15 protein-coding genes are annotated in these 21,510 nt (G+C 56.2%); 13 read left to right on the forward strand and 2 right to left on the reverse strand.

From position 1 onward, the window contains the following. Position 1: 1 nt before the first annotated feature. Positions 2-2,074: a transglycosylase domain-containing protein gene (locus CCB157_RS01535; RefSeq protein WP_077614165.1), complete on the reverse strand. Its 2,073-nt coding sequence runs from the start codon at positions 2,072-2,074 to the stop codon at positions 2-4. Between the two features lie 1,077 nt (positions 2,075-3,151). Between CCB157_RS01535 and speE the strand changes: the two genes are divergently transcribed. The 5 genes from speE (at position 3,152) to CCB157_RS01570 (ending at position 6,926) form a co-directional block, all read left to right on the forward strand. Then, a complete protein-coding gene (speE, locus tag CCB157_RS01550; RefSeq protein ID WP_077614168.1) occupies positions 3,152-3,979 on the forward strand; it encodes a polyamine aminopropyltransferase in 828 nt (275 codons plus the stop codon). A gap of 223 nt (positions 3,980-4,202) precedes the next feature. Beyond that, a complete protein-coding gene (gene speB, locus CCB157_RS01555) occupies positions 4,203-5,093 on the forward strand; it encodes an agmatinase (RefSeq protein ID WP_077614169.1) in 891 nt (296 codons plus the stop codon). A 50-nt stretch (positions 5,094-5,143) separates the two neighbouring features. Next, positions 5,144-5,617 carry a YwiB family protein gene (locus CCB157_RS01560; RefSeq protein WP_077614170.1) on the forward strand — a complete coding sequence of 158 codons (474 nt, stop codon included), beginning with the start codon at positions 5,144-5,146 and terminating at the stop codon, positions 5,615-5,617. A gap of 320 nt (positions 5,618-5,937) precedes the next feature. Beyond that, positions 5,938-6,114: a XapX domain-containing protein gene (locus tag CCB157_RS01565; protein ID WP_077614171.1), complete on the forward strand. Its 177-nt coding sequence runs from the start codon at positions 5,938-5,940 to the stop codon at positions 6,112-6,114. A gap of 26 nt (positions 6,115-6,140) precedes the next feature. Beyond that, complete coding sequence (locus CCB157_RS01570; RefSeq protein ID WP_077614172.1) at positions 6,141-6,926, forward strand: alpha/beta fold hydrolase; 786 nt, start codon at positions 6,141-6,143, stop codon at positions 6,924-6,926. Positions 6,927-7,157: 231 nt separating this feature from the next. Here the strand turns inward: CCB157_RS01570 and cls are convergent, their stop codons facing one another. Then, the gene (gene cls, locus CCB157_RS01575) at positions 7,158-8,366 is read right to left on the reverse strand and encodes a cardiolipin synthase (RefSeq protein WP_077614173.1); all 1,209 of its coding nucleotides are present in this window, start codon (positions 8,364-8,366) and stop codon (positions 7,158-7,160) included. 509 nt (positions 8,367-8,875) lie between these two features. Here cls and CCB157_RS01580 point away from each other — a divergent pair. From CCB157_RS01580 to icmF, 8 genes are all read left to right on the forward strand, one after another. Further along, on the forward strand, positions 8,876-10,981 hold the full coding sequence (locus tag CCB157_RS01580) for a (Fe-S)-binding protein (RefSeq protein ID WP_077614241.1): 2,106 nt from the start codon (positions 8,876-8,878) through the stop codon (positions 10,979-10,981). Between the two features lie 381 nt (positions 10,982-11,362). After that, positions 11,363-12,544, forward strand: coding sequence for an acetyl-CoA C-acetyltransferase (locus tag CCB157_RS01585; protein ID WP_077614174.1), 1,182 nt, complete (start codon positions 11,363-11,365; stop codon positions 12,542-12,544). 224 nt (positions 12,545-12,768) lie between these two features. After that, entirely contained in the window at positions 12,769-13,623 is an 855-nt protein-coding gene (locus CCB157_RS01590) for a 3-hydroxybutyryl-CoA dehydrogenase (RefSeq protein WP_274519605.1), read from the forward strand. Between the two features lie 84 nt (positions 13,624-13,707). Further along, the gene (locus CCB157_RS01595; RefSeq protein WP_077614175.1) at positions 13,708-14,847 is read left to right on the forward strand and encodes an acyl-CoA dehydrogenase; all 1,140 of its coding nucleotides are present in this window, start codon (positions 13,708-13,710) and stop codon (positions 14,845-14,847) included. 161 nt (positions 14,848-15,008) lie between these two features. After that, complete coding sequence (locus CCB157_RS01600; protein WP_077614176.1) at positions 15,009-16,154, forward strand: acyl-CoA dehydrogenase; 1,146 nt, start codon at positions 15,009-15,011, stop codon at positions 16,152-16,154. A gap of 195 nt (positions 16,155-16,349) precedes the next feature. Next, the gene (gene meaB, locus CCB157_RS01605; RefSeq protein WP_077614177.1) at positions 16,350-17,345 is read left to right on the forward strand and encodes a methylmalonyl Co-A mutase-associated GTPase MeaB; all 996 of its coding nucleotides are present in this window, start codon (positions 16,350-16,352) and stop codon (positions 17,343-17,345) included. Positions 17,346-17,451: 106 nt separating this feature from the next. After that, the gene (locus tag CCB157_RS01610) at positions 17,452-18,114 is read left to right on the forward strand and encodes a TetR/AcrR family transcriptional regulator (protein WP_077614178.1); all 663 of its coding nucleotides are present in this window, start codon (positions 17,452-17,454) and stop codon (positions 18,112-18,114) included. Positions 18,115-18,225: 111 nt separating this feature from the next. Then, positions 18,226-21,483: a fused isobutyryl-CoA mutase/GTPase IcmF gene (icmF, locus tag CCB157_RS01615; protein WP_143286882.1), complete on the forward strand. Its 3,258-nt coding sequence runs from the start codon at positions 18,226-18,228 to the stop codon at positions 21,481-21,483. Positions 21,484-21,510 lie beyond the last annotated feature (27 nt).

The raw sequence follows: 21,510 nt of genomic DNA on the forward strand, positions 1-21,510 counted from the left end.
TTCACCAAGGCCAATGATTGAAAATCCGGTTGAAAAAGTGGTCGCCGTCATGTTTGTGGCGTTTGGAAGGCGCGCCGAAATCGAGGCGGTGGCCTTTATGTTGGTCGCAGGTTTCGGTCGGTTCGGTGCCAGCGAGGTAGTAGGTCGCACGGGCGTTCGGACAGGCGTCGGTCGCCAGCTTCCCGGTGTCGGGATCCACCCAAACCTTGACGACGCCCTTTGGAGGTTTGAAGCTGTTTTTCGGTTTGCCTTTAAGAGCATCCTCCATGTAATGCGCCCAAATTTCTTTTGAATAGCCGGCATCGGGATAGGTCTGAATGGTGCGATGATCGTTGTAACCGACCCAAACCGCCGTTGTCAACTGCGGGGTAAAGCCGATCATCCAGCTGTCCGTGTTTGTCGAGCCCGTTTTGGCCGCGATCTTATGGGTTAACAGATGGCGGACGCTCTCGCCCGTCACTTTCGCGTAGTCGTTGAGTTTCGGATCAAAAATGCCGGTCATCAGCTGGGATAAGACGAATGCGGTCGCTTTGTCCAGCACTTGTTCTTTTTCGGGTTTCCATTCGTAGATGGTGTTTCCTTTCCGATCGACGATTTTCGTGACATAGTGCGGCGTGATCCGCGCGCCGCCGTTGGCGATCGTGCTATACGCCCGTGCCATTTCCATGACGCTCACTTCCTTCGTGCCGAGCGCCAGCGAAGGAATGGGCGAGAGCGGACTTGTGATGCCCATTTTCCGCGCGGTGTCGACCAGTTGATTCATGCCGATTGCCAAATGCGTTTTGACCGCGTAGATGTTGTCGGACAGCGCTAGCGCCTGCATCAGCGTGATCGGGCCGCCGGCGTAATACCCCCCGTAATTTTCGGGGGCATATTTGCTGTGGCCGTGATCGAAAACAAAGGTGGTCGGTTCGCTTGAAAGCGGTGTCGACGGCGTGAAGCCATGGCGCAAGGCGGCGTAATATAAAAAGGGTTTAAAACTGGAACCGGGCTGGCGCTTCGCTTTGATCGCCAAATTGTACGACTGTTTGGCGCCATCGCGGCCGCCGATCAGCGCCTGCACCGCACCGGTTCTCGGATCCATCGTCACCAATGCCGCCTGGATGTCGGAGCCGGGATCGATGACTTTGTTCACCCATTTCTCCGCCTTTTTTTGCAAGCGGGGATCAAGAGTCGTATAAATCTTTAAGCCTCCGGTCGCGATCGTTTGGTCGTCCAAATGAATCTTGTCGTGCAGCTCATCCAGCACCGCCTCTTGAAAATAGGGCGCCTCGTTCGGTCCGGAAGGATGGTCTTTGATAATGTGGACCGGTTGACGATAGGCGCTTTGCGCTTCGCTTGCGCTGATGTAGCCGGCTTTCGCCATCGCGTTTAAAACGATGCGCTGGCGCTGTTTCGCGTTTGCGTAGTAGTCGTCGGGCGTATAGTAGCTCGGCCCTTTCGGAATGCCCGCGAGCAGGCTCGCTTCCGCCAAATTCAAATCGCGGGCGCGCTTGCCGAAGTAATAGTGGCTGGCCGCCTCCGCCCCGTACATGCCGTGGCCGTAATATACGGTGTTCAAATAGCCCTCAAGAATTTCCTTTTTGGAATAATTCGTTTCAAGGCGCAGGGTATAAAAGGCTTCGAGGAATTTCCGCTTCCACGTTTTGTCGTTATACAGATAAAGGCTGCGGGCCAGCTGCATGGTCAGCGTGCTCGCTCCTTCCGCTTTCGACAGGGTGGCGACATCTTTTAAAGCCGAGCCCATGATGCGGCGGACGTCGAAACCGTGATGCTTGAAAAAGCGCTGGTCTTCGACGGCGACCGTGGCGCTGACGAGCGGTTCGGCCAGCTCGTTGAGCGGCACCCAATAGCGGTTTTGGTTTTGATGTTCGGCCTCGGCGAACACTTTGCCGTCGGCGCTGTAAAAAAGCGTGGTTTGCGGCACTTTAATAGAAGGAGGACCGAGAATTTTGGCATAGAGCAGCAGGCTCGCAAACAGGAACGCGCAGAGGGTGACGCTCCCGATGCAGATCTTCATAAACCATTTCAAATACATTTTGGGTTTGCGGGACTTGCCGGCCACAGGGTCCATCTCATTCGCCCCCTCATCTAGCTGTGTGCCGTGATGGCGTCACGGTGTATCTGGTTGTATTGGACGGCGGTCGTTTCCGACGTTAAGGTATCCGGTTTTACAAAATGGCATGGGTATCCGCTTCGGTGCGCGCGTCAGGCTGTTTGGCTTGGCGGGTGCGGAGGCCGGCTTTGGACGGCCGGCGCGGTCCCCGGTTTTGCTGCCCGGATTCGCCGGATTTCTTGGAAAATGTGGACGGCAGCTGCCCACGTGGCGGCCAGCTTGCCGTGATCGGCGCGTGACCTTTATGACTCACGGTTTCGTTTGCAGCCCCATCGGCTACACTTGCAGTATGGAAAAAAGGAGCGGGCGGTAAACGTTCGATGTGCGGGTTGGGCCGTTCGCCGACGGTCCGGCCTTTTTTAAGCCCGTTTTCCAAGGGTGTCGAAAGAAGTCGCAACGTCCGCCCGGTTGTCTGCCGCTGTTCAGGTTTCGATGGGCAGCTTTCGACCCGATTCGGGCCATTGCCGCCCGGCGGCCGTTTCCGTCGAGGATTGGCGGTTTGATCCGTTGCAGTTGTCGGTTGGGCCGCGCCTTTTCTCGACCGGATCGGCGCCATATCGCCCGCCCTGTCGATGGGGCGATTGTTGGGACGGATTTTTCGAACCGTGGCCGGTTTTTCGAGGCGATGGCGGATCGTTAGACAGCAAAAGGGCTGCCGAACGTTGCGGCTTTCGATTCAAAGTTAAAGTTGCAATGGACGGCAGGTCGAAGTCGGCCGTTTGACTGAGGAGGCCTGCGAACGTCCGAGCCGTTTCCGTTCTTGCTTTTTACAGCCATTCAACTATACTTTTTTTGTATCGGATGAAGCGGGTCCGTCCGTTGCCGAATAAGCGGGGCTCGCGGCTGTTCGGTGCAAAAGATATCGAAACGCATAGATGTCGCAGGACAACGCGGCGGCAGATCCTCCGCAAAGACCGCAATAAGAAGAGGATCGATCCGGCGTTCAGGGAAATGGAACGAACGCACCGGCCCGGTTTGGCTTACGGTTGCCATGCGGAGCGGTGATCAAAGGACATGCAGGGAGTGACGAAGCACATGGAGCTTTGGTTTACGGAAAAACAAACGGAACGTTTTGGAATCACGGCGAAGATTAAAAGGACTTTACATACGGAACAAACGCCTTATCAAAAATTGGATATGCTCGAAACGGAAGAATTCGGCAACATGCTGACGCTGGACGGCATGGTCATGACGACGGAGAGAGACGAATTTGTCTACCATGAAATGGTCGCCCACGTGCCGCTGTTCACCCACCCGAACCCTCGGCGCGTGTTGGTCGTCGGCGGCGGCGATGGCGGCGTGTTGCGGGAAGTCGTGAAGCATCCGGAAGTGGAAAAAGTCACGCTCGTGGAAATCGACGGCAAGGTCATCGAAACGTCGAAAAAATATTTGCCGTCGATTGCGTCGGCTTTTGACCATCCGAAGGTGGAAGTGATCGTCGGCGACGGTTTTATGCACATCGCGGAAAGCCGCGACGCCTATGATGTGATCATGGTCGATTCCACCGAACCGGTCGGCCCCGCCGTCAAATTGTTTGAAAAAGGATTTTATGAAGGGATTTCCAAGGCGTTGAAAGAGGACGGGCTGTTCATCGCCCAGACCGATAACCCGTGGTTCAAAGCGGATTTAATCCGTAAAGTATTCAGGGACGTGAAGGAAATTTTCCCGATCACGCGCTTGTATACCGCCAATATCCCGACCTATCCGAGCGGGCTTTGGACGTTTACGCTCGGTTCGAAAAAGTACGATCCGCTGAAGGTCGACGCGGGGCGCTTCCGCGATGTGGGCACGAAATACTACACCAAGGATCTGCATTTCGCGGCGTTTGTGTTGCCGAAATTTGTCGCGGATTTGACGAAATGAAGGAAAACGGCCGCGGTCGAACGGGCAAGGCGGTGGCCGTTTCGCCATGGAAGCGGCGGCCTTGAAAGCTTAACCCTTCAGCCGCCGTGGCCGGGTTTTCGACTGAGTTTATACTCGGGGCAAAAGCCGTTTGGAATGCGGAAGAAATTCTTTACGGAAGTCATGGCGGATGCCGGAGCGCGCGGCGGTTGGGGCATCCGGATAGGAAAGGAGAAGCGCACCGATGAAGTTTGATGAAGCGTATTCGGGAAAAGTCTTTATCATGAGCCGTTCGGATTATGAATCGGCCGATGCGGTGATCTATGGCATGCCGATGGACTTCACCGTCAGCTTCCGGCCGGGATCCCGCTTCGGCCCGGCGCGGATTCGCGAGGCGTCCATCGGCCTTGAAGAATATTCGCCTTACATGGATCGCCATCTGGAGGAAGTCCGTTATTTTGATGCGGGGGATATGTTGCTGCCGTTCGGAAACCCCGCCAAGAGCCTTGACATGATTGAAGCGTATGTCGATCGGCTCTTGGCCGACGGGAAATTTCCGCTCGGGCTCGGCGGCGAACATCTCGTCACGTGGCCGATCCTCAAGGCCATGCATAAAAAATATCCGGATTTGGCGTTGATCCATATCGACGCGCACGCCGATCTGCGCACGGAATACGAGGGCGAAACGCTGTCGCACGCCACCCCCATTCGGAAGGCGTGCGAGCTTCTCGGTCCGGAAAACGTTTATTCTTTCGGCATTCGTTCCGGCATGCGCGAGGAATTCGAATACGCGCGGACGTCCGGCATGACCTTGGAAAAGTTCGAAGTCGCCGAACCGTTGAAGCGCCATTTGCCCACCCTTGCCGGCCGCAACGTGTATGTGACGATCGACATCGATGTGCTGGATCCGGCTTTTGCGCCCGGGACGGGCACGGCCGAGGCCGGCGGTATCACCTCCAAGGAGCTGCTCGAAGCGATCGTTCTCATCGCCCGTTCCGACGTCCGCGTGGTAGGCGCCGATCTCGTCGAAGTGGCTCCCGCCTATGATCCGACCGAGCAGACCGCCATCGCCGCCAGCAAATTCGTCCGTGAAATGTTGCTCGGTTGGGTAGGGAAGCCGGCTTCCGGCGCTTAAACCATGGTTCGATGACCAAGGCATGGGCGTTGGTTTGAGGAGTTTTTGCGATGAACAACGTGAACCGATCCTACACCGACAAGCAAGCAGCGGATTTTCAACAACCGGTCATGATTCATTTAATAAGCAAAGTCATGCGGCCGGATGGGCCGACGGAAGAGATGGAGTTGTATACGGACGGCGTCCTGTACAAAAAGGGCGCGGTCTTTTACCTTCGCTACCGCGAGGAAGTCAAAGACATCGGTCCGGTCGACCATACGATTAAAATCCAAGACGGCGAAGGGATGATTTTGCGGAAAGGGCCGGTGGCCATGCGCCAGCCGTTAAAAGCCGGCGCGTCGACGGAAGGCACCTATGAAACCCCCTTGGGAATGATGCGCACATTGACGGAAACCGACCGTTGCCATGTCCGTTGGCATGAGGAGCAAGGCTGCGGGCACATCGACTTAGGCTATCACTTGTACTTGCAGGGACAGGATGTCGGCTGGTTTCATCTCAATTTTCAGCTGAAAAAAGCGCATTAAAATGCTCCCGTTATGGATGAATCAAAACGATGGATGGCTTGGGCTTTTCAGAAAAAGCCGAGGATACGGCCATGAAGGCAAAAAAAGCCTCTTTTGGCAAAACCCTTTCGGAAGCCCGTCACGGCTTCCGAAAGGGTTTTTTTTGATCGGAATCGACAAAAAACTCTTGGCATAATACAAGATTTCAACAAATTCTGTAATATGCTTATATCGATTGACCATCAGCATCAATTTTCTTACACTAAATTTTACTTTGAATTCACTCGTTCACATGATTTTTTCGGAACGGGCAAACAATAGCGATGAAGGGGGAAATGATGATGAAAGTCGCCATTCTTGCGCTTTTAACCGGATTTGCCGTCGGCTTCCTTTTTGCCTGGCTCAAGCTGCCGATTCCCGCGCCGCCTGCGCTTGCCGGCATCACCGGCATCATCGGCATTTATCTCGGATTTCGCACTTTTGAATGGATCGTCTCCATGATCGCCTCTTCTAAATAACACGGGGAGGTGCCGCCGTGCCTCGAATGGAAACCTCGGATGGCGTGCCATTGTATTATGAAATCTTCGGCGCTGCGGGGGACCCCATCCTTTTCATTCACCCGCCGCTGATGGGACACGTGGTCTTTAAACATCAACGCGTTTTGCAAACCGACTATCGGGTGATCCTCTACGACTTGCGCGGCCACGGGCGCAGCAGGGGACGGGGCGGGAAGGATGCCTTGGCCCGCCATGTCGATGATTTGCGGGAATTGCTCGACCATCTCGGTTTACAGAGCGCCCATATCGTCGGCTATTCCGCGGGCGGCGTCATCGCCCTGGACTTCGCTTTGCGATACCCGGAACGCGTTCGAACGCTCATTTTGTCCGGCGGTTTTCCGAAAGTGTCCACGTGGTTGTTGCGCCGGTTGTTCCATGCCGGCATTTGGCTCATGAAGGCGGGCAAAACCGATTTTTTGGCCAGGCTCCTGGCGTTTACCCATAAGACAAACGAAAAGGATGAACAAGAGCTCCGCGCTTATGGGAAAAAGGCCGATGCCGTGGCGGTTGATCGCTTGTATCAAGACTGCCTCCATTATGATTGCACCGCCGAGTTGCAGCGCTTGGAACACATACCGTGCCTGGTTTTATATGGTACGCGCGACGGCTACATCCACGCTCACCATAAATGGTTTCGTGGCTTGGCGAACGTGCGGATCGTTTTTATCGACAAAGGCACGCATCAATTGCCGACGCGTTTTCACGAACCGTTCAATCATGCCGTCCACCGGTTTCTTTCCGATTTTAAGGCATCCCATCTCCATGAACCTTGAATGAAGTTGGCAAGCAAGGCATGCGCTCCGTTCTGTGATCGTTGCTTTGCTTTTTTACATTTGCGCGCAAAACGTCCTCGCTTCGGCGCGACACGCGCGTTTCTGACAAAACGCCTTTCCTCAATTAGGTCTTAAGAAAGGCGCAGGTTCGGTCAGGCGGAGGCGGCGCCGCCGATGGCGGCAGCCTTGAAACTTCTCCGGTTTGTTTCCCAATACATAGAAGCGGCCGCTTCAAAGAAACGGCGCGAGCGGGGCCGACAGCCACGTCTTGATTTTTTCGAGGAGCGGACGATTTTGGACATCGCGCAGCGTCACTTTATAGGCTTGATGCAAATCTTTTTGCATCATCGCCTCGATTTCTTCGATCGATTTTCGGTCATAGAAAAACCCGTTGATTTCGTCATTCCAATACAGGCTGCGCATATCGAAGTTTACCGTCCCGAGACAGGCGATTTTACGATCGACGATAAACGCCTTGGCATGGTAAAACCCTTGATAAAAGTGGTAAACGCGAGCACCCTTTTTTAAGAGCGGGGTGAGATAGCGATAAGAAACCGGCCGGACGAACGGATGGTCTTTTTTTGCCGGCAAGAGAATGGTCAATTCCACCCCGCGCTCCAACAGCCCCATCAAAGCGGCCTGCAGGCGCCGGCTCGGAACAAAGTAGGGAGAGCCGATGACAAGGCGCTCTTCGGCCTGCCGGAAATGGTGAATGTAAAGGTCTTCCAACCCGCATCCGTCGGTGGCGATGAATTGCAATTCATGCGGACCCGATGCGGCGGTCGGATAGTGCCGCTCACCTTCAACCCGGTTTCCGGTGGCCGTCTCCCAATCCTTCAGAAATTGATCTTGCAAATCTTTAACCCCTTGGCCGACGATCCGGATATGATAATCCCGCCAATCGCCCATTTCAGCCTTTCTTCCCAGATACTCATCGCCCACGTTAAAGCCGCCCAAATAACCGATGGAACCGTCAATCACCGCGATTTTCCGGTGATAGCGGTGATTTAAGGCGTAAAAGAAAAACGGAAAAAACGGCTTCGCGGCGAAGGCGAGTTCGACGCCCGCCTCGCGCAAGGATTTCCTCGCTTTTTTCGTCATCCCTAAGCCGTTGAGCGCGTCGATCAACAGGCGGACCTTCACGCCTTCCCGCGCCTTGGCGATCAAGGCATCAATGATTTCCCCTCCGATCCAGTCGCTGCGAAAGATGAAGAAAGACAGATGAATGTGGTGATTGGCGCTTTTGATGTCGTTTTTTAGGCGGTCAAAAAAACGACGACCGTCGTTGAACCATTCGACATCGTTCAGGCGAGCGGCAGACGAGGACGGGGCTTTGCCTTTGCTGAACTTTTTGTAACCTAAATAAATGTCCAGTAGGACGAAAAAGACGAACAGGCCCAATAATACGACAATCAAGGCGATTGTCCAAAAAACGACCAACGGCGGTCACTCCTTTCATAAAAATGTGGCGTCTCGGTTGCAAATCCGATCTCGATATCGTGCAAGGAATGTCGTAATTCTTAGAATGCCCAAGCGCGGACAAATTAAGGCGTCGACTGCCATGCTGAAAGCGGCGTTCCAGGCGGTCGCCGCTTCAAAAAAAGTGCATCTCTGACTGAGATGGAGCACCAAGCAACATTTTACAATTCGCGCTCCCAAAAATATACAAATTCATCTGGCCGGGCGCTGAAGTTTCCCCATGCCAATCGGACGAGGATGAACACCTCAACATCACGGGTTCGCCGCTCCTTTCTCGCGTAGGTAATGACCGCATGATCGGCCTTTTGGGTATTTAGGAAAAATTTGTTCTGACTGAATGCTCATTCATTATGGTTTTTATGGTATAATGAGTGCAGAATATTTCTCTCATTCTGATATGTAATGGCTTTCAACAGATTGCCCAAAGTGATAAAATTGCTTCTAAGGAGTGAGCCAATTTGAGCCCGTTCATGGTCGTTAACTGGATTCTATTTCTCATCGTCGTCGCTTACGGCATTTATCTTTTCGCCCATGTCCTCAAAACGCGCATCACATTTATTAAACTCGGGAAAAAGGCCGTTTGGGAACAGACGTTGAAAGAGCGTCTGAACGCCGTGCTCATCTACGTCTTCGGCCAGAAAAAGCTTTTGAAGGACAAAAAGAGCGGCGCCATCCACGTCATGATGTTTTACGGGTTTATTCTCGTGCAATTCGGGGCGATCGATCTCATTTGGAAAGGCCTTGCGCCCGGGTCCCATTTGCCGCTCGGATCGCTTTATCCCGCGTTTAAAGTGATGCAGGAATTCGTCACGCTGATGATTCTCGTCGCGGTCGCTTGGGCGTTTTACCGCCGCTACATCGAAAAGCTCGTCCGCCTCAAGCGCGGGTTTAAAGCCGGCCTCGTCCTTCTCTTCATCGCTTCTCTCATGCTGTCCGTCATTTTCGCCGGCGGCATGGACATGATTTGGCACGGTGAGCCTTACGCCTGGTGGACGCCGCTCGCGAGCTTCGTCGCGTTTCTGTTTCACGGGTTGTCGCCGCAAGCCGCCGAGGCCGGTTTTTACGCGTTTTGGTGGGCGCACTTGTTGATTTTGCTGAGCTTTGCGGTCTATGTGCCGCAGTCGAAACACGCCCACTTGATTTTCGGGCCCGTCAACGTATTCCTGGGCAGAACGCATAAGGTCGGCCGTTTGAAATCGATCGATTTTGAGGACGAATCTCAAGAAACGTTCGGCGTCAACGACATTCGCGATTTCCAGCAAAGCCAGCTCATCGACTTGTACGCTTGCGTCGAATGCGGTCGTTGCACGAATTTTTGTCCGGCGACGGGAACGGGCAAAATGCTTTCGCCCATGGATTTGATCGTGAAACTGCGCGATCATCTCACGGAATTTGGCGCCGCCGTCACATCCCGCACGCCGTGGATGCCGGCGTATGCCTTCGCGAATACGAAGGCGAACCAGCTCGCCTATGCCTCAAGGAGCGGCGGTGCGGAAGCCGCGGCGGCGATGGAATCCTTCTCGGGGGGCATCATCGGCAACGTCATTACGGAAGAGGAAATCTGGGCGTGTACGACGTGCCGGAACTGTGAAGACCAATGCCCCGTCATGAATGAACACGTGGACAAAATCATTGATCTTCGGCGCTATCTCGTCTTGACGGAAGGCCGGATGGACCCCGACGCCCAACGCGCCATCACCAACATCGAACGCCAAGGCAATCCTTGGGGGCTCAGCCGCAAGGAGCGCGAGGAATGGCGAAACGGCCGTGACGACATCGTCGTGAAGACGGTCCGCGAAGTCGAAAAAGAAGGCGGCACATTTGAATATCTCTTCTGGGTCGGTTCAATGGGGTCTTATGACAACCGCAGCCAAAAAATCGTCCAATCCTTTGCCAAGGTCATGAACGAAGCCGGCATTTCGTTTGCGATCCTCGGCAACAAAGAAAGGAATTCCGGAGACACGCCGCGCCGGATCGGGAACGAATTTTTATTCCAAGAGTTGGCGCGCCAGAACATCGATACGTTTAAAAAATACGGCGTGAAGAAAATCGTCACGTGCGACCCGCACGCTTATAACACGTTTAAGAACGAATACCCGGAATTCGGCCTAGAAGGGGTGGAAGTCTACCACCATACCGAATTGATTTGGAAGTGGATCCAAGAGGGGCGCATCAAGCCGAAATATCCGGTGAACGAACGCATCACTTACCATGACTCCTGTTATCTCGGGCGCTATAACGACGTCTATGACGCGCCGCGCCGCATTCTTCAAGCGATTCCCGGCGTCGAACTCGTCGAAATGGAACGCAACCGGGAAAACGCGATGTGTTGCGGGGCCGGAGGCGGTCTCATGTGGATGGAAGAACGCACGGGCAACCGCATTAACGTCGCGCGCACCGAGCAAGCCTTGGCCCTCCAGCCAACCATTATCAGCAGCGCTTGCCCGTATTGCCTGACGATGCTGTCGGACGGCACCAAGGCGAAAGAAGTGGAAGACCAAGTGCACACCTTTGACGTCGTCGAGCTCGTCGAGCGTTCGATCATCCCGCCGATCACCGAATCCGCAGCGGTTTGATGGTTCGCCGCATTGGCATTTGATCCGATGCTGAATCGCTGAACGCCTTTCGGGCGAATCCATCGCCTCATCCGACTGAGATAGATAAAAGCGCCATGCCATGCATCATGCCTCACTTGCCGGAATACAGTGGGGACAAGAGGGCTCCGGCCCGTTCTCTTTTTCCGCACTTTGTCGAGCGACCGTTCGCTCAGCCTATCGGCAACATAAAATGTAAACGCTTACCATTAGTGCTGAACCTGACCTTCCCCTGTCCGCTCGGCGATCCGCAAGACCGTTGCGATGAAGCCGGGGGATAGGGCCGCGGCCGCAAGGAATGGCCACGTGAGCGGGAAAGTCGGTCCGGGCACATCCAAACTTTGTAAAAGAGGAGGAAAAACATTGGCGAGAACCGTAATCGTCAGCGGCAAGCGGACGCCTTTTGGAAAGTTCGGCGGCGTCTTGAGCCCGTTGAAAGCCGTCGAGTTGGGAGGGATGGCGATCAAAGCCGCCCTGGAGCAAGCCGGAATCGAAGGAGACCGCGTTGATGAAGTGATCATGGGCATGGTGCTCCAAGGCGGTCAAGGGCAGATTCCTTCGCGCCAGGCGGCGCGCCATGCCGGTTTGCCGTGGAAGATCGCGACCGAAACCGTGAACAAAGTGTGCGCCTCGGGCTTGCGCAGCGTCACGCTTGCCGACCAAATCATTCGCGCCGGCGACGCCGAAACGATTGTCGCCGGCGGCATGGAATCGATGAGCAACGCGCCTTACTTTCTTCCCAAGGCGCGCTGGGGCTACCGGATGGGCGATCAGGCGGTCGTCGATTTGATGGTCCACGATGGGCTCACGTGCGCCTTTAACGGCGTTCACATGGGCATCTACGGCGGCGACACCGCCGAATCGTACGGCATTTCCCGAGAAGAGCAAGATCGCTGGGCGTTCAGAAGCCATCGGCTCGCCGCCCGCGCCATCGATGAAGGCAAATTCGACGAGGAAATCGTTCCCGTCGAACTCCCCGGGCGCCGCGGGGACACCATCGTCGTTCGCGCCGACGAAGCGGTCCGCCGCGACACGTCCCTTGAAAAATTGGCCGCGTTGAAACCCGTGTTCAGCCCGGATGGAACGATTACGGCCGGGAACGCTCCGGGGGTCAACGACGGGGCGGGCGCGCTCGTCTTGATGGAGGAAAAAGCCGCCGAGCGCCAAGGCAAAGACATCCTGGCCGCGATCATCGGCCATGCGCAAATCGCGGTGGAAGCCAAAGACTTTCCGGAAACGCCGGGACGCGTCATTCTCGAGCTGCTCAGGAAAACCGGATACCGATTAGACGATATCGACCTCTTTGAAATCAACGAGGCGTTCAGCGCCGTGCCGCTTACCGCGCAAAGAATCGCCGGGATCGACCCGGAGAAAATCAACGTCAACGGCGGTGCGGTCGCGCTCGGCCATCCGATCGGCGCGAGCGGCGCGCGCATTTTAATGACGCTCGTGTACGAGTTGAAACGCCGCGGCGGCGGGCTCGGCATCGCAGCCATCTGCAGCGGCGGCGGACAGGGCGACGCCGTCCTGGTGGAAGTCCGGTAAATCGCCGTAAGCACCACGAAAAAGCACGGCATGCGCCGTCTCGTTCGGAATGGCCCGGAAAAACAGCGCGGCGAGAAAAAACGCCGCAATGGCCCATTTTTGGGAACAGTGGCGCCGCGTCAACAGCCGGAACGAGCGAAGGAACGGCCGGGAAACCGTTGCGGCGACGCGTGCCATACCGGTTTTTCCGCGGATTGAAAGGATTCGTAAAGGAGGAAAGGGCAGTGAACGAGGTTAAAAACGTGATGGTCATCGGAGCCGGCCAGATGGGGGCCGGCATCGCTCAAGTCTTTGCGGCGGCGGGCTATCAAGTGTTCCTGCAAGACATCAGCGCCGCCCAATTGGAAAAAGGAATGGCCGGCATTGAACAGCGGCTGGCCCGTGAAGTCGATAAAGGGCGCCTGAATGATGAAGAGCGCCGCGCTGCATTGGCGCGCCTGCGGACGACGGAGACTTTAGAAGCGGCGCGCGAGGCCGATCTCGTCGTAGAAGCGGTCGTCGAAAACATGGCCGTGAAAGCCGACATCTTTAAACAATTGGACGCGCTGGCGCCCGCCCACGCGATTCTCGCGTCGAATACCTCCTCGCTTCCGATCACCGAAATTGCCGCCGTCACCCGGCGTCCCGACAAAGTGATCGGCATGCATTTCATGAATCCCGTGCCGGTCATGAAACTGGTCGAAGTGATCCGGGGATTGGCGACGTCCGACGACACCTTCGCCACCGTCAGGCAAACCGCCGAATCGCTTGGAAAAACCGCCGTCGAAGTCAACGATTTCCCGGGATTTGTTTCCAACCGCGTGCTCATGCCGATGATCAATGAAGCGATTTATTGCGTCTACGAGGGCGTGGCGGAACCGGCAGCGATCGACGAAGTGATGAAGCTCGGCATGAATCACCCGATGGGGCCGCTCACGCTCGCCGATTTCATCGGCCTCGACACGTGTTTATCCATCATGGAAGTGCTGCATGAAGGCTTTGGCGACGACAAATATCGGCCGTGCCCGCTTTTGCGAAAGTACGTCAAAGCCGGTTGGCTCGGGCGAAAATCAGGCAGAGGGTTTTACGTGTACGATTGAGTGCGCCGGGCGGCGCCGCGTTGGCCAGCCGCTTGCGGCGGAACGAGGGGCTCTACACCGATGATTTGGAGGAGGGTGCCAACGTTGAATTTCCTTTTTACCGAGGAACAGGAGATGTTGCGTCGGACGGTCCGGACATTCGCCGAAAATGAGATCGCCCCGGAAGTGGCGCGCATGGAAGCCGAAGACCGTTTTCCCGTCGAACTGGTGAAAAAGATGGGCGAGCTTGGCCTCACGGGCATGGTCGTTCCGGAAAAATATGGCGGAACGGGCATGGATTTCATGTCGTACATCATCGCCGTCCACGAGATTTCGAAGGTGAGCGCAACCGCCGGCGTCATATTGTCCGTCCACACGTCGGTCGCCACGAACCCGATCCTTTATTTCGGCACGGAAGCGCAAAAGCGGAAGTACGTTCCGAAACTCGCGCGGGCCGAAAATATCGGGGCGTTCGCCCTGACCGAACCCGAGGCGGGCTCCGATGCCGCCGGCATCCGCACCCGGGCGGTTCGACGGGGCGATCACTATGTGATCAACGGGGCGAAAGTGTTTATCACCAACGGTGCCGCCGCCGACGTTTTCATCGTGTTCGCGAAAACCGATCCCGATGCGGGGCGCCGGGGCATTTCGGCGTTTATCGTGGAAAGGAATACGCCCGGCTTTTCGATCGGCAAACCCGAGCGAAAAATGGGGCTGAACGGTTCGGGCACCGTTCCCTTGCAGTTCGAAGACGCGTTGGTGCCGGTCGAAAACCGGCTCGGCGATGAAGGAGAAGGATTTAAAGTCGCGATGAGCAACTTAAACTACGGACGGATCGGCATTGCCGCCCAAGCATTGGGCATCGCCGAAGCGGCGTTCGAACACGCGCGCCGCTACGCCCAAGAGCGGCGGCAATTCGGAGCGCCGATCGGGCGCCAACAGGCAATTGCCTTTAAGCTCGCTGACCTCGCTACCCGTATCGAAGCGGCGCGGCTGCTCGTTTACCGCGGCGCCCGCATCGTCCAGGAAGGGGAGGCGTGCGCGAAAGAGGCGTCGATGGCTAAGCTGTTCGCTTCACAGACGGCGGTAAGGGCGGCGGTCGAAGCGGTGCAAATCTTCGGCGGTTACGGCTACACAAAGGATTACCCCGTCGAGCGCTTTTTCCGTGATGCGAAGGTCACGGAAATCTATGAAGGCACGAGTGAAATTCAACGCATGGTCATCAGCAAACATCTATTAAGTTAGCGGCAATCATTTTTGCGGGCGCTGGCCTTAGAAATAGGCCGCGGTTTTAAAGCGCAAAATGCGGGCAACGCGACATGGGACAGCCTCTTTCCGCCTTCACATTTGTAAAGGCGGAACAACTTTTCAACCGCCGGTTCATTAAATAAAAGGGAGAGGACACGATGAATTTCCGATTGAGCGAAGAACATGAAATGTTGCGGAAGATGGTTCGGGAATTTGCGGAAAAGGAAGTGGCGCCGACGGCCGCGGAAAGGGATGAAACGGAGCGCTTTGACCGCAGCATTTTTGAAAAAATGGCCGAACTCGGCCTGACCGGCATCCCGTGGCCGGAAGCGTACGGCGGCATCGGGGCCGATTACCTGAGCTACGTCATCGCCGTGGAAGAATTATCGCGGGTCGACGCTTCGGTCGGCGTGACGCTGTCGGCGCACACCTCGCTCGCCGGGTGGCCGGTGTATAAGTTCGGCACCGAGGAACAAAAGCAAAAATATTTGCGGCCGATGGCGGAAGGCAAGAAGCTCGGCGCTTACGGCTTGACCGAGCCCGGCTCGGGTTCGGACGCCGGCGCCATGCGCACGACCGCGAAACGGGAAGGCGACGATTACGTTCTGAACGGCACGAAGATCTTCACGACGAACGGCGGCGAAGCCGACATTTACATCGTTTTCGCCTTGACCGACCCGAGCCAAAAACATAAAGGGACGACCGCCTTCATCGTCGAAAAGGGCACGCCCGGATTCTCGTTCGGCAAAAAGGAGAAAAAGCTCGGCATCCGGTCGTCTCCCACGTTGGAACTCATTTTCGAAGATTGCCGGATCCCGAAAGAGAACCGATTGGGTGCCGAAGGCGAAGGGTTCAAAATCGCGATGATGACCCTCGACGGCGGCCGGAACGGGATCGCCGCCCAAGCGGTCGGCATCGCTCAAGGCGCGCTTGACGCCGCGATCGCTTATGCGAAAGAACGCCATCAATTCGGGCAACCGATCGCGCGGCAACAAGCCATCAGCTTCAAATTGGCGGACATGGCCACGAAAATCGAGGCCGCTCGGCTGTTGACCTACCAAGCGGCGTGGCTGGAAAGCGAAGGCTTGCCCTACGGCAAAGCGTCGGCGATGTCGAAGCTTTACGCCGGAGATATCGCGATGGAAGTCACCATCGATGCCGTGCAAATCTTCGGCGGATACGGCTACACAAAAGATTATCCGGTTGAACGCTTCATGCGCGACGCCAAGATTACGCAGATCTACGAAGGGACGAACGAAATCCAACGCCTCGTCATTTCGCGCTATCTGTTAAACAACCATTAATCGTAGGCGGCCATCTTGCTTGATAGAAAGGGTTTGCGGACGATGGGCCGCCCGCTGAAGGGACCAGCCGAAGCGGACGGCGGGGCTGATCAATACGGCATGCCGTGCGGCGCCCATCCGCATGGCGCCGCCTTAAAGCCGCGCCGGGCCAGGCGGCCGGGACACTGACACCGATCACGAACCGAGGGGAAGACCATGCATCCGCTCGCGGAAGGCATCAAAAACCGGAATTTGCGGGCGCTCGCCCGCGCGATCACTTATGTCGAAAACGATCATCCCGAAAAGCTCGCGCTGATGAGCGACCTTTATCGGTTAAGGAAGGGCGCTTATTATGTCGGCATCACCGGCGCGCCGGGGGCCGGAAAGAGCACGCTCGTCAACCGTTTGATCGGGCATTTGCGCGCGGCGCATCGGAGCGTTGCGGTTCTCGCCGTCGATCCGACCAGCCCGTTCAGCGGCGGGGCGATCTTGGGCGATCGGGTGCGCATGGCGACGCATTTTACGGATCCGGACGTCTATATCCGCAGCATGGGCACGCGGGGCAGCCTCGGCGGTTTGTCTCGTTCGGCGAAGGATGCCGTCAGAATCCTTGACGCCTTTGGATTTGACGTCATTCTGATCGAAACGGTGGGGGTCGGGCAATCCGAGCTCGACATCATGGAAATCGCTGAAACGACCGCGGTCGTCGTCACGCCGGGGACGGGCGATGTCGTCCAAGTGTTCAAAGCCGGCGTCATGGAGATCGCCGACGTGTTTGTGATCAATAAGGCCGATTTGCCGGGCGCGGGGCCCCTTCACGGACAGATTAATGCCATGCTCGACCTCGTTCGCGCTGCCGGTGGATGGCGTCCGCCCGTCGTCCGGGTCAGCGCCACAAAAGGGGAAGGCCTCGCCGAGCTGTGGGAAGCTTGCTGTAACCATCGACAATATTTAAGCGACACGGGCTCCGGGGTTCACCGCCGCCGCATCATTCGGCGGAAAGAGATATTGGAAATCGTGCGCGATGAAGCGCTCCGCCGCTTGGAAGAACGGTTTTTGCGCGAGCTCGACAACATCTTGGAGACGGAAGATTTGGATCCCTATTCCGGCGCGGCGAAGCTCATGGCCCGGTGGTCGGAAGCCGGCGGTCGGTGTTTTCCGGAACAGCCCGATGAGCGGGCCGCGGCGGATCGTGAAGCGCCGGATTCGTGATCGGCGACGGCACGAAAGCGCGCTGCCGGCGGCGAGCTTGGATGAAAACGCTCGGGCTGCCGAAAGGGGGCGGCTTGAGCGCTCTGCCCATTAAGGGGGTGTGACGATGGCGGAAAAAAACGTCCAATCGACGGTCAAAGACGAAGCGTTGATCAAAAAGCGGCGCGACCAGCTTGTGAAGGCCGCGGTTTCGTTGATTAAAATCAAGGGCTTTCACCGCACGACGACCCGTGAGATCGCGCGGGCGGCCGGTTTTAGCATCGGCACGTTGTATGAATATATCCGGACGAAGGAAGACGTTCTCTATTTGGTTTGCGATGACATCTATAACAAAGTGAGCAGCCGTTTAAAAACAGCGATTGCCTTAAAACGCGACGGCGTCTTAAGCCTTAAAGAAGCCATTAAAGGCTGCGTCAACATTATGGATGAAATGCAGGACGAGGTGCTCGTCATGTATCAGGAAGCCAAGTCGCTGGCCAAGGACGCGCTCCCTTACGTTTTGAACAAAGAGATGGAAATGGTGGGCCTCTTTGAAGAAGTGCTGGAACACGGCGTGGCGTCCGGCCATTTTCAGCTGACACCGAAAGAAAAACTGTTTTACGCTCATCACATTCTCGTTCAATGCCAGATGTGGGCGTTCCGCCGCTGGGGACTCGCTCCGCGCTTTACGGTGCGGGAATTTGCCGATCTTTTGGCGGAGACGATTGTAAGCGGTTTAATCAATCGGGAGAAGCCTGGTCCGGTCGATCCGGAGTTACGCGGACGATGAGGCGTTGCGACTCGGCAAACGTCTCCCGGCCCCGGGGCCATGATCAGGCGAGCAAACAGGCGAAGGCGTGTATCGGTTGCGATCATTTTTACGAATGAGGAGGAGATGTGTATGCCGAGGGAGCTCTATCGGCCGAAGCACCACGTGCGTTTTGTCACGGCGTCCAGCCTTTTCGACGGTCATGACGCTTCGATCAACATCATGCGCCGGATACTCCAACAAGGCGGAGCGGAGGTCATTCATCTCGGCCACAACCGCTCCGTCGAGGAAGTCGTGCGAGCCGCCATTCAAGAGGACGTCCAAGGCATCGCTGTATCTTCCTATCAGGGCGGCCACATGGAATATTTTAAATACATGTATGATCTTTTGCGGGAAAAAGGCGCCCCGCACATCCGGATTTACGGCGGGGGCGGCGGCGTCATCATTCCGAGGGAAATCCGCGAACTGCACGAATACGGCATCGCGCGCATTTTTTCCCCGGACGACGGCAGGGAACTCGGGCTGGAAGGCATGATCAGCATCATGCTCAAGGAGTGCGATTTTCCGACCGTCACCGAACTCGGCGACGAAATCGAAAGGGCGGCGGAAGGGGATCATCGCGCCATCGCCCGGTTGATCACCCTGATCGAAAATCGCCCGGCCGTCCCGAAAGAACAGGCGGCCGCATTGGCGGCGTTGAAGGATGCCGCCCGCACCCGCTCCAATTCGGTCGTCGTCGGGATAACGGGCACGGGCGGCGCCGGAAAAAGCTCGCTCACGGATGAGATTGTCCGCCGTTTTCTCAGCCATTATCCCGAAAAATCGATCGCGATCTTGTCCGTCGATCCGACGAAGCAAAAAACCGGCGGCGCGCTTCTCGGCGACCGCATCCGGATGAACGCCATCAACCATCCCCGCGTATACATGCGGTCGCTGGCCACGCGCCGTTCGAAGACGGAGCTTTCCGAGGCGATCCACGACGCAATCGATATCGTCAAAGCCGCGTCTTTTGACCTCATCATCGTCGAGACGAGCGGGATCGGCCAAGGCGACGCGGAAATCGTCGGCCTTTCGGACATCTCCATGTACGTGATGACGAGCGAGTACGGCGCGCCTTCTCAGCTTGAAAAGATCGACATGATCGATTTTGCCGACCTCGTCGTCATCAATAAATTCGATCGAAAGGGATCGGAAGACGCGCTCAGGGACGTTCGCAAGCAATACCAGCGCAGCCGTTTGCTTTTCGACAGGGATCTCGAAGAAATGCCCGTTTACGGCACGATCGCCAGTCAATTTAATGATGCGGGCACGAACAAATTGTTCACCGCTCTGATTGAAAAAATCAACGAAAAAACGGGGGCGGGCTGGCCGGTGCCCGTGATCGGCGACATGACGGTGAAAAAACGAAATGTCATCATCCCGCCCGAACGCGTCAACTATTTAAATGAAATTGTGAAAACCGTCCGCGATTACAAAGCGTTTGTCCAGGCACAAGAGAAAATCGCCCGCCGCGCCTACCAATTGCACGGGGCCATTGAAGCCTTGAAAGAAGAAGGCGGCGATCTTGAGCCGGAGATCCGCAAGCTGGAAGCGATCAAAAACCGCTGGCTCGAGAAGCTCCATCCCGATTCGCGCAAAATTCTCGAAGGCTGGGAGGGCTTAAAGAGAAAATACCGGCAAAAAACGTTGACGGTGACCGTTCGCGGCAAGGAAATCGTCAACGAACTGACGACGAAGAGCCTCTCCGGCCTCGACATTCCGAAGGTGGCGCTGCCGAAATACAAAGATTGGGGCGACATCGTCCGCTGGGCCTACACGGAAAACGTCCCGGGCGCCTTCCCGTTTACCGCCGGCGTCTTTCCGTTCAAACGCAAAGGCGAGGATCCGAAGCGGCAATTCGCCGGCGAAGGCACGCCCGAGCGGACGAACCGCCGTTTCCATTATTTATCGAAGGACGACCCGGCGAAGCGCTTGAGCACCGCTTTCGATTCCGTCACGCTCTACGGCGAAGATCCCGCCCGCCGTCCGGACATTTACGGAAAGATCGGCGAGAGCGGCGTGAGCGTCTGCACGCTCGACGACATGAAGAAGCTGTATAAAGGCTTCGATTTATGCGATCCGTCGACATCGGTCTCGATGACCATCAACGGGCCGGCGCCGATCATCCTCGCCATGTTTATGAACACGGCGATCGACCAACAGCTTGAAAAGTTCGAGGCGGAAAACGGCCGTCCCCCGACCGAAGAAGAGGCGAAAGCGATCAAGGCGAAAACGCTCGCCACCGTGCGCGGCACCGTGCAGGCCGACATATTAAAAGAAGACCAAGGGCAAAACACGTGCATTTTTTCGACGGAGTTCGCCCTCCGGATGATGGGCGACATTCAGGAATATTTCATCGAACATCACGTGAAAAATTATTATTCGGTGTCGATCTCCGGTTACCACATTGCGGAAGCGGGCGCCAATCCGATCACCCAGCTCGCCTTTACGCTCGCCAACGGCTTTACCTATGTCGAATATTATTTGAACCGGGGCATGGCCATCGACGATTTCGCCCCGAACCTTTCCTTCTTTTTCTCGAACGGCCTCGATCCCGAATACACGGTCATCGGGCGGGTGGCGCGGCGGATTTGGGCGGTCGTCATGAAATATAAGTACGGGGCGAACGAACGCAGCCAAAAACTGAAATACCATATTCAAACGTCGGGGCGATCGCTGCACGCGCAAGAAATCGATTTTAACGACATCCGGACGACGCTGCAGGCGTTGATGGCGATTTACGACAACTGCAACTCCTTGCATACGAATTCCTACGACGAAGCGATCACGACGCCTTCCGAAGAATCGGTGCGGCGCGCCATGGCCATCCAAATGATCATCACGAAGGAACTCGGTTGGGCGAAAAACGAAAATCCCCTTCAAGGATCGTTCATCATCGAAGAGCTGACCGATTTGGTGGAGGAGGCCGTCCTCGCCGAATTCGAACGGCTCAACGCGCGGGGCGGGGTGCTCGGCGCCATGGAAATGATGTATCAGCGCGGCAAAATCCAGGACGAATCGCTGCTTTACGAGATGAAGAAACATTCCGGAGAACTGCCGATCATCGGCGTGAACACGTTTCTCAATCCGAACCCGCCCGAAGAGACGGTTAAAGATTTGAAACTCGCCCGCGCAACGGTTGAGGAAAAAGAACAGCAGATTCGGAACCTCAAAGCCTTTCAAGAAAAGCATAAGGATGAGGCCGGTCCCGCTCTTGAACGTTTGAAAAAGGTGGCGCTTTCCGGCGGCAACATCTTTGCTGAGCTCATGGAGACGGTCAAGGTGGCGAGCCTCGGTCAAATCACGAACGCCCTTTACGAAGTCGGCGGGCAGTATCGCCGGAACATGTAACGCTTTAAACATCCGGGGATCGGCATG

The sequence above is a fragment of the Caenibacillus caldisaponilyticus genome, from assembly GCF_002003465.1.
In the GTDB taxonomy this organism is placed as follows: domain Bacteria; phylum Bacillota; class Bacilli; order Bacillales; family Sporolactobacillaceae; genus Caenibacillus; species Caenibacillus caldisaponilyticus.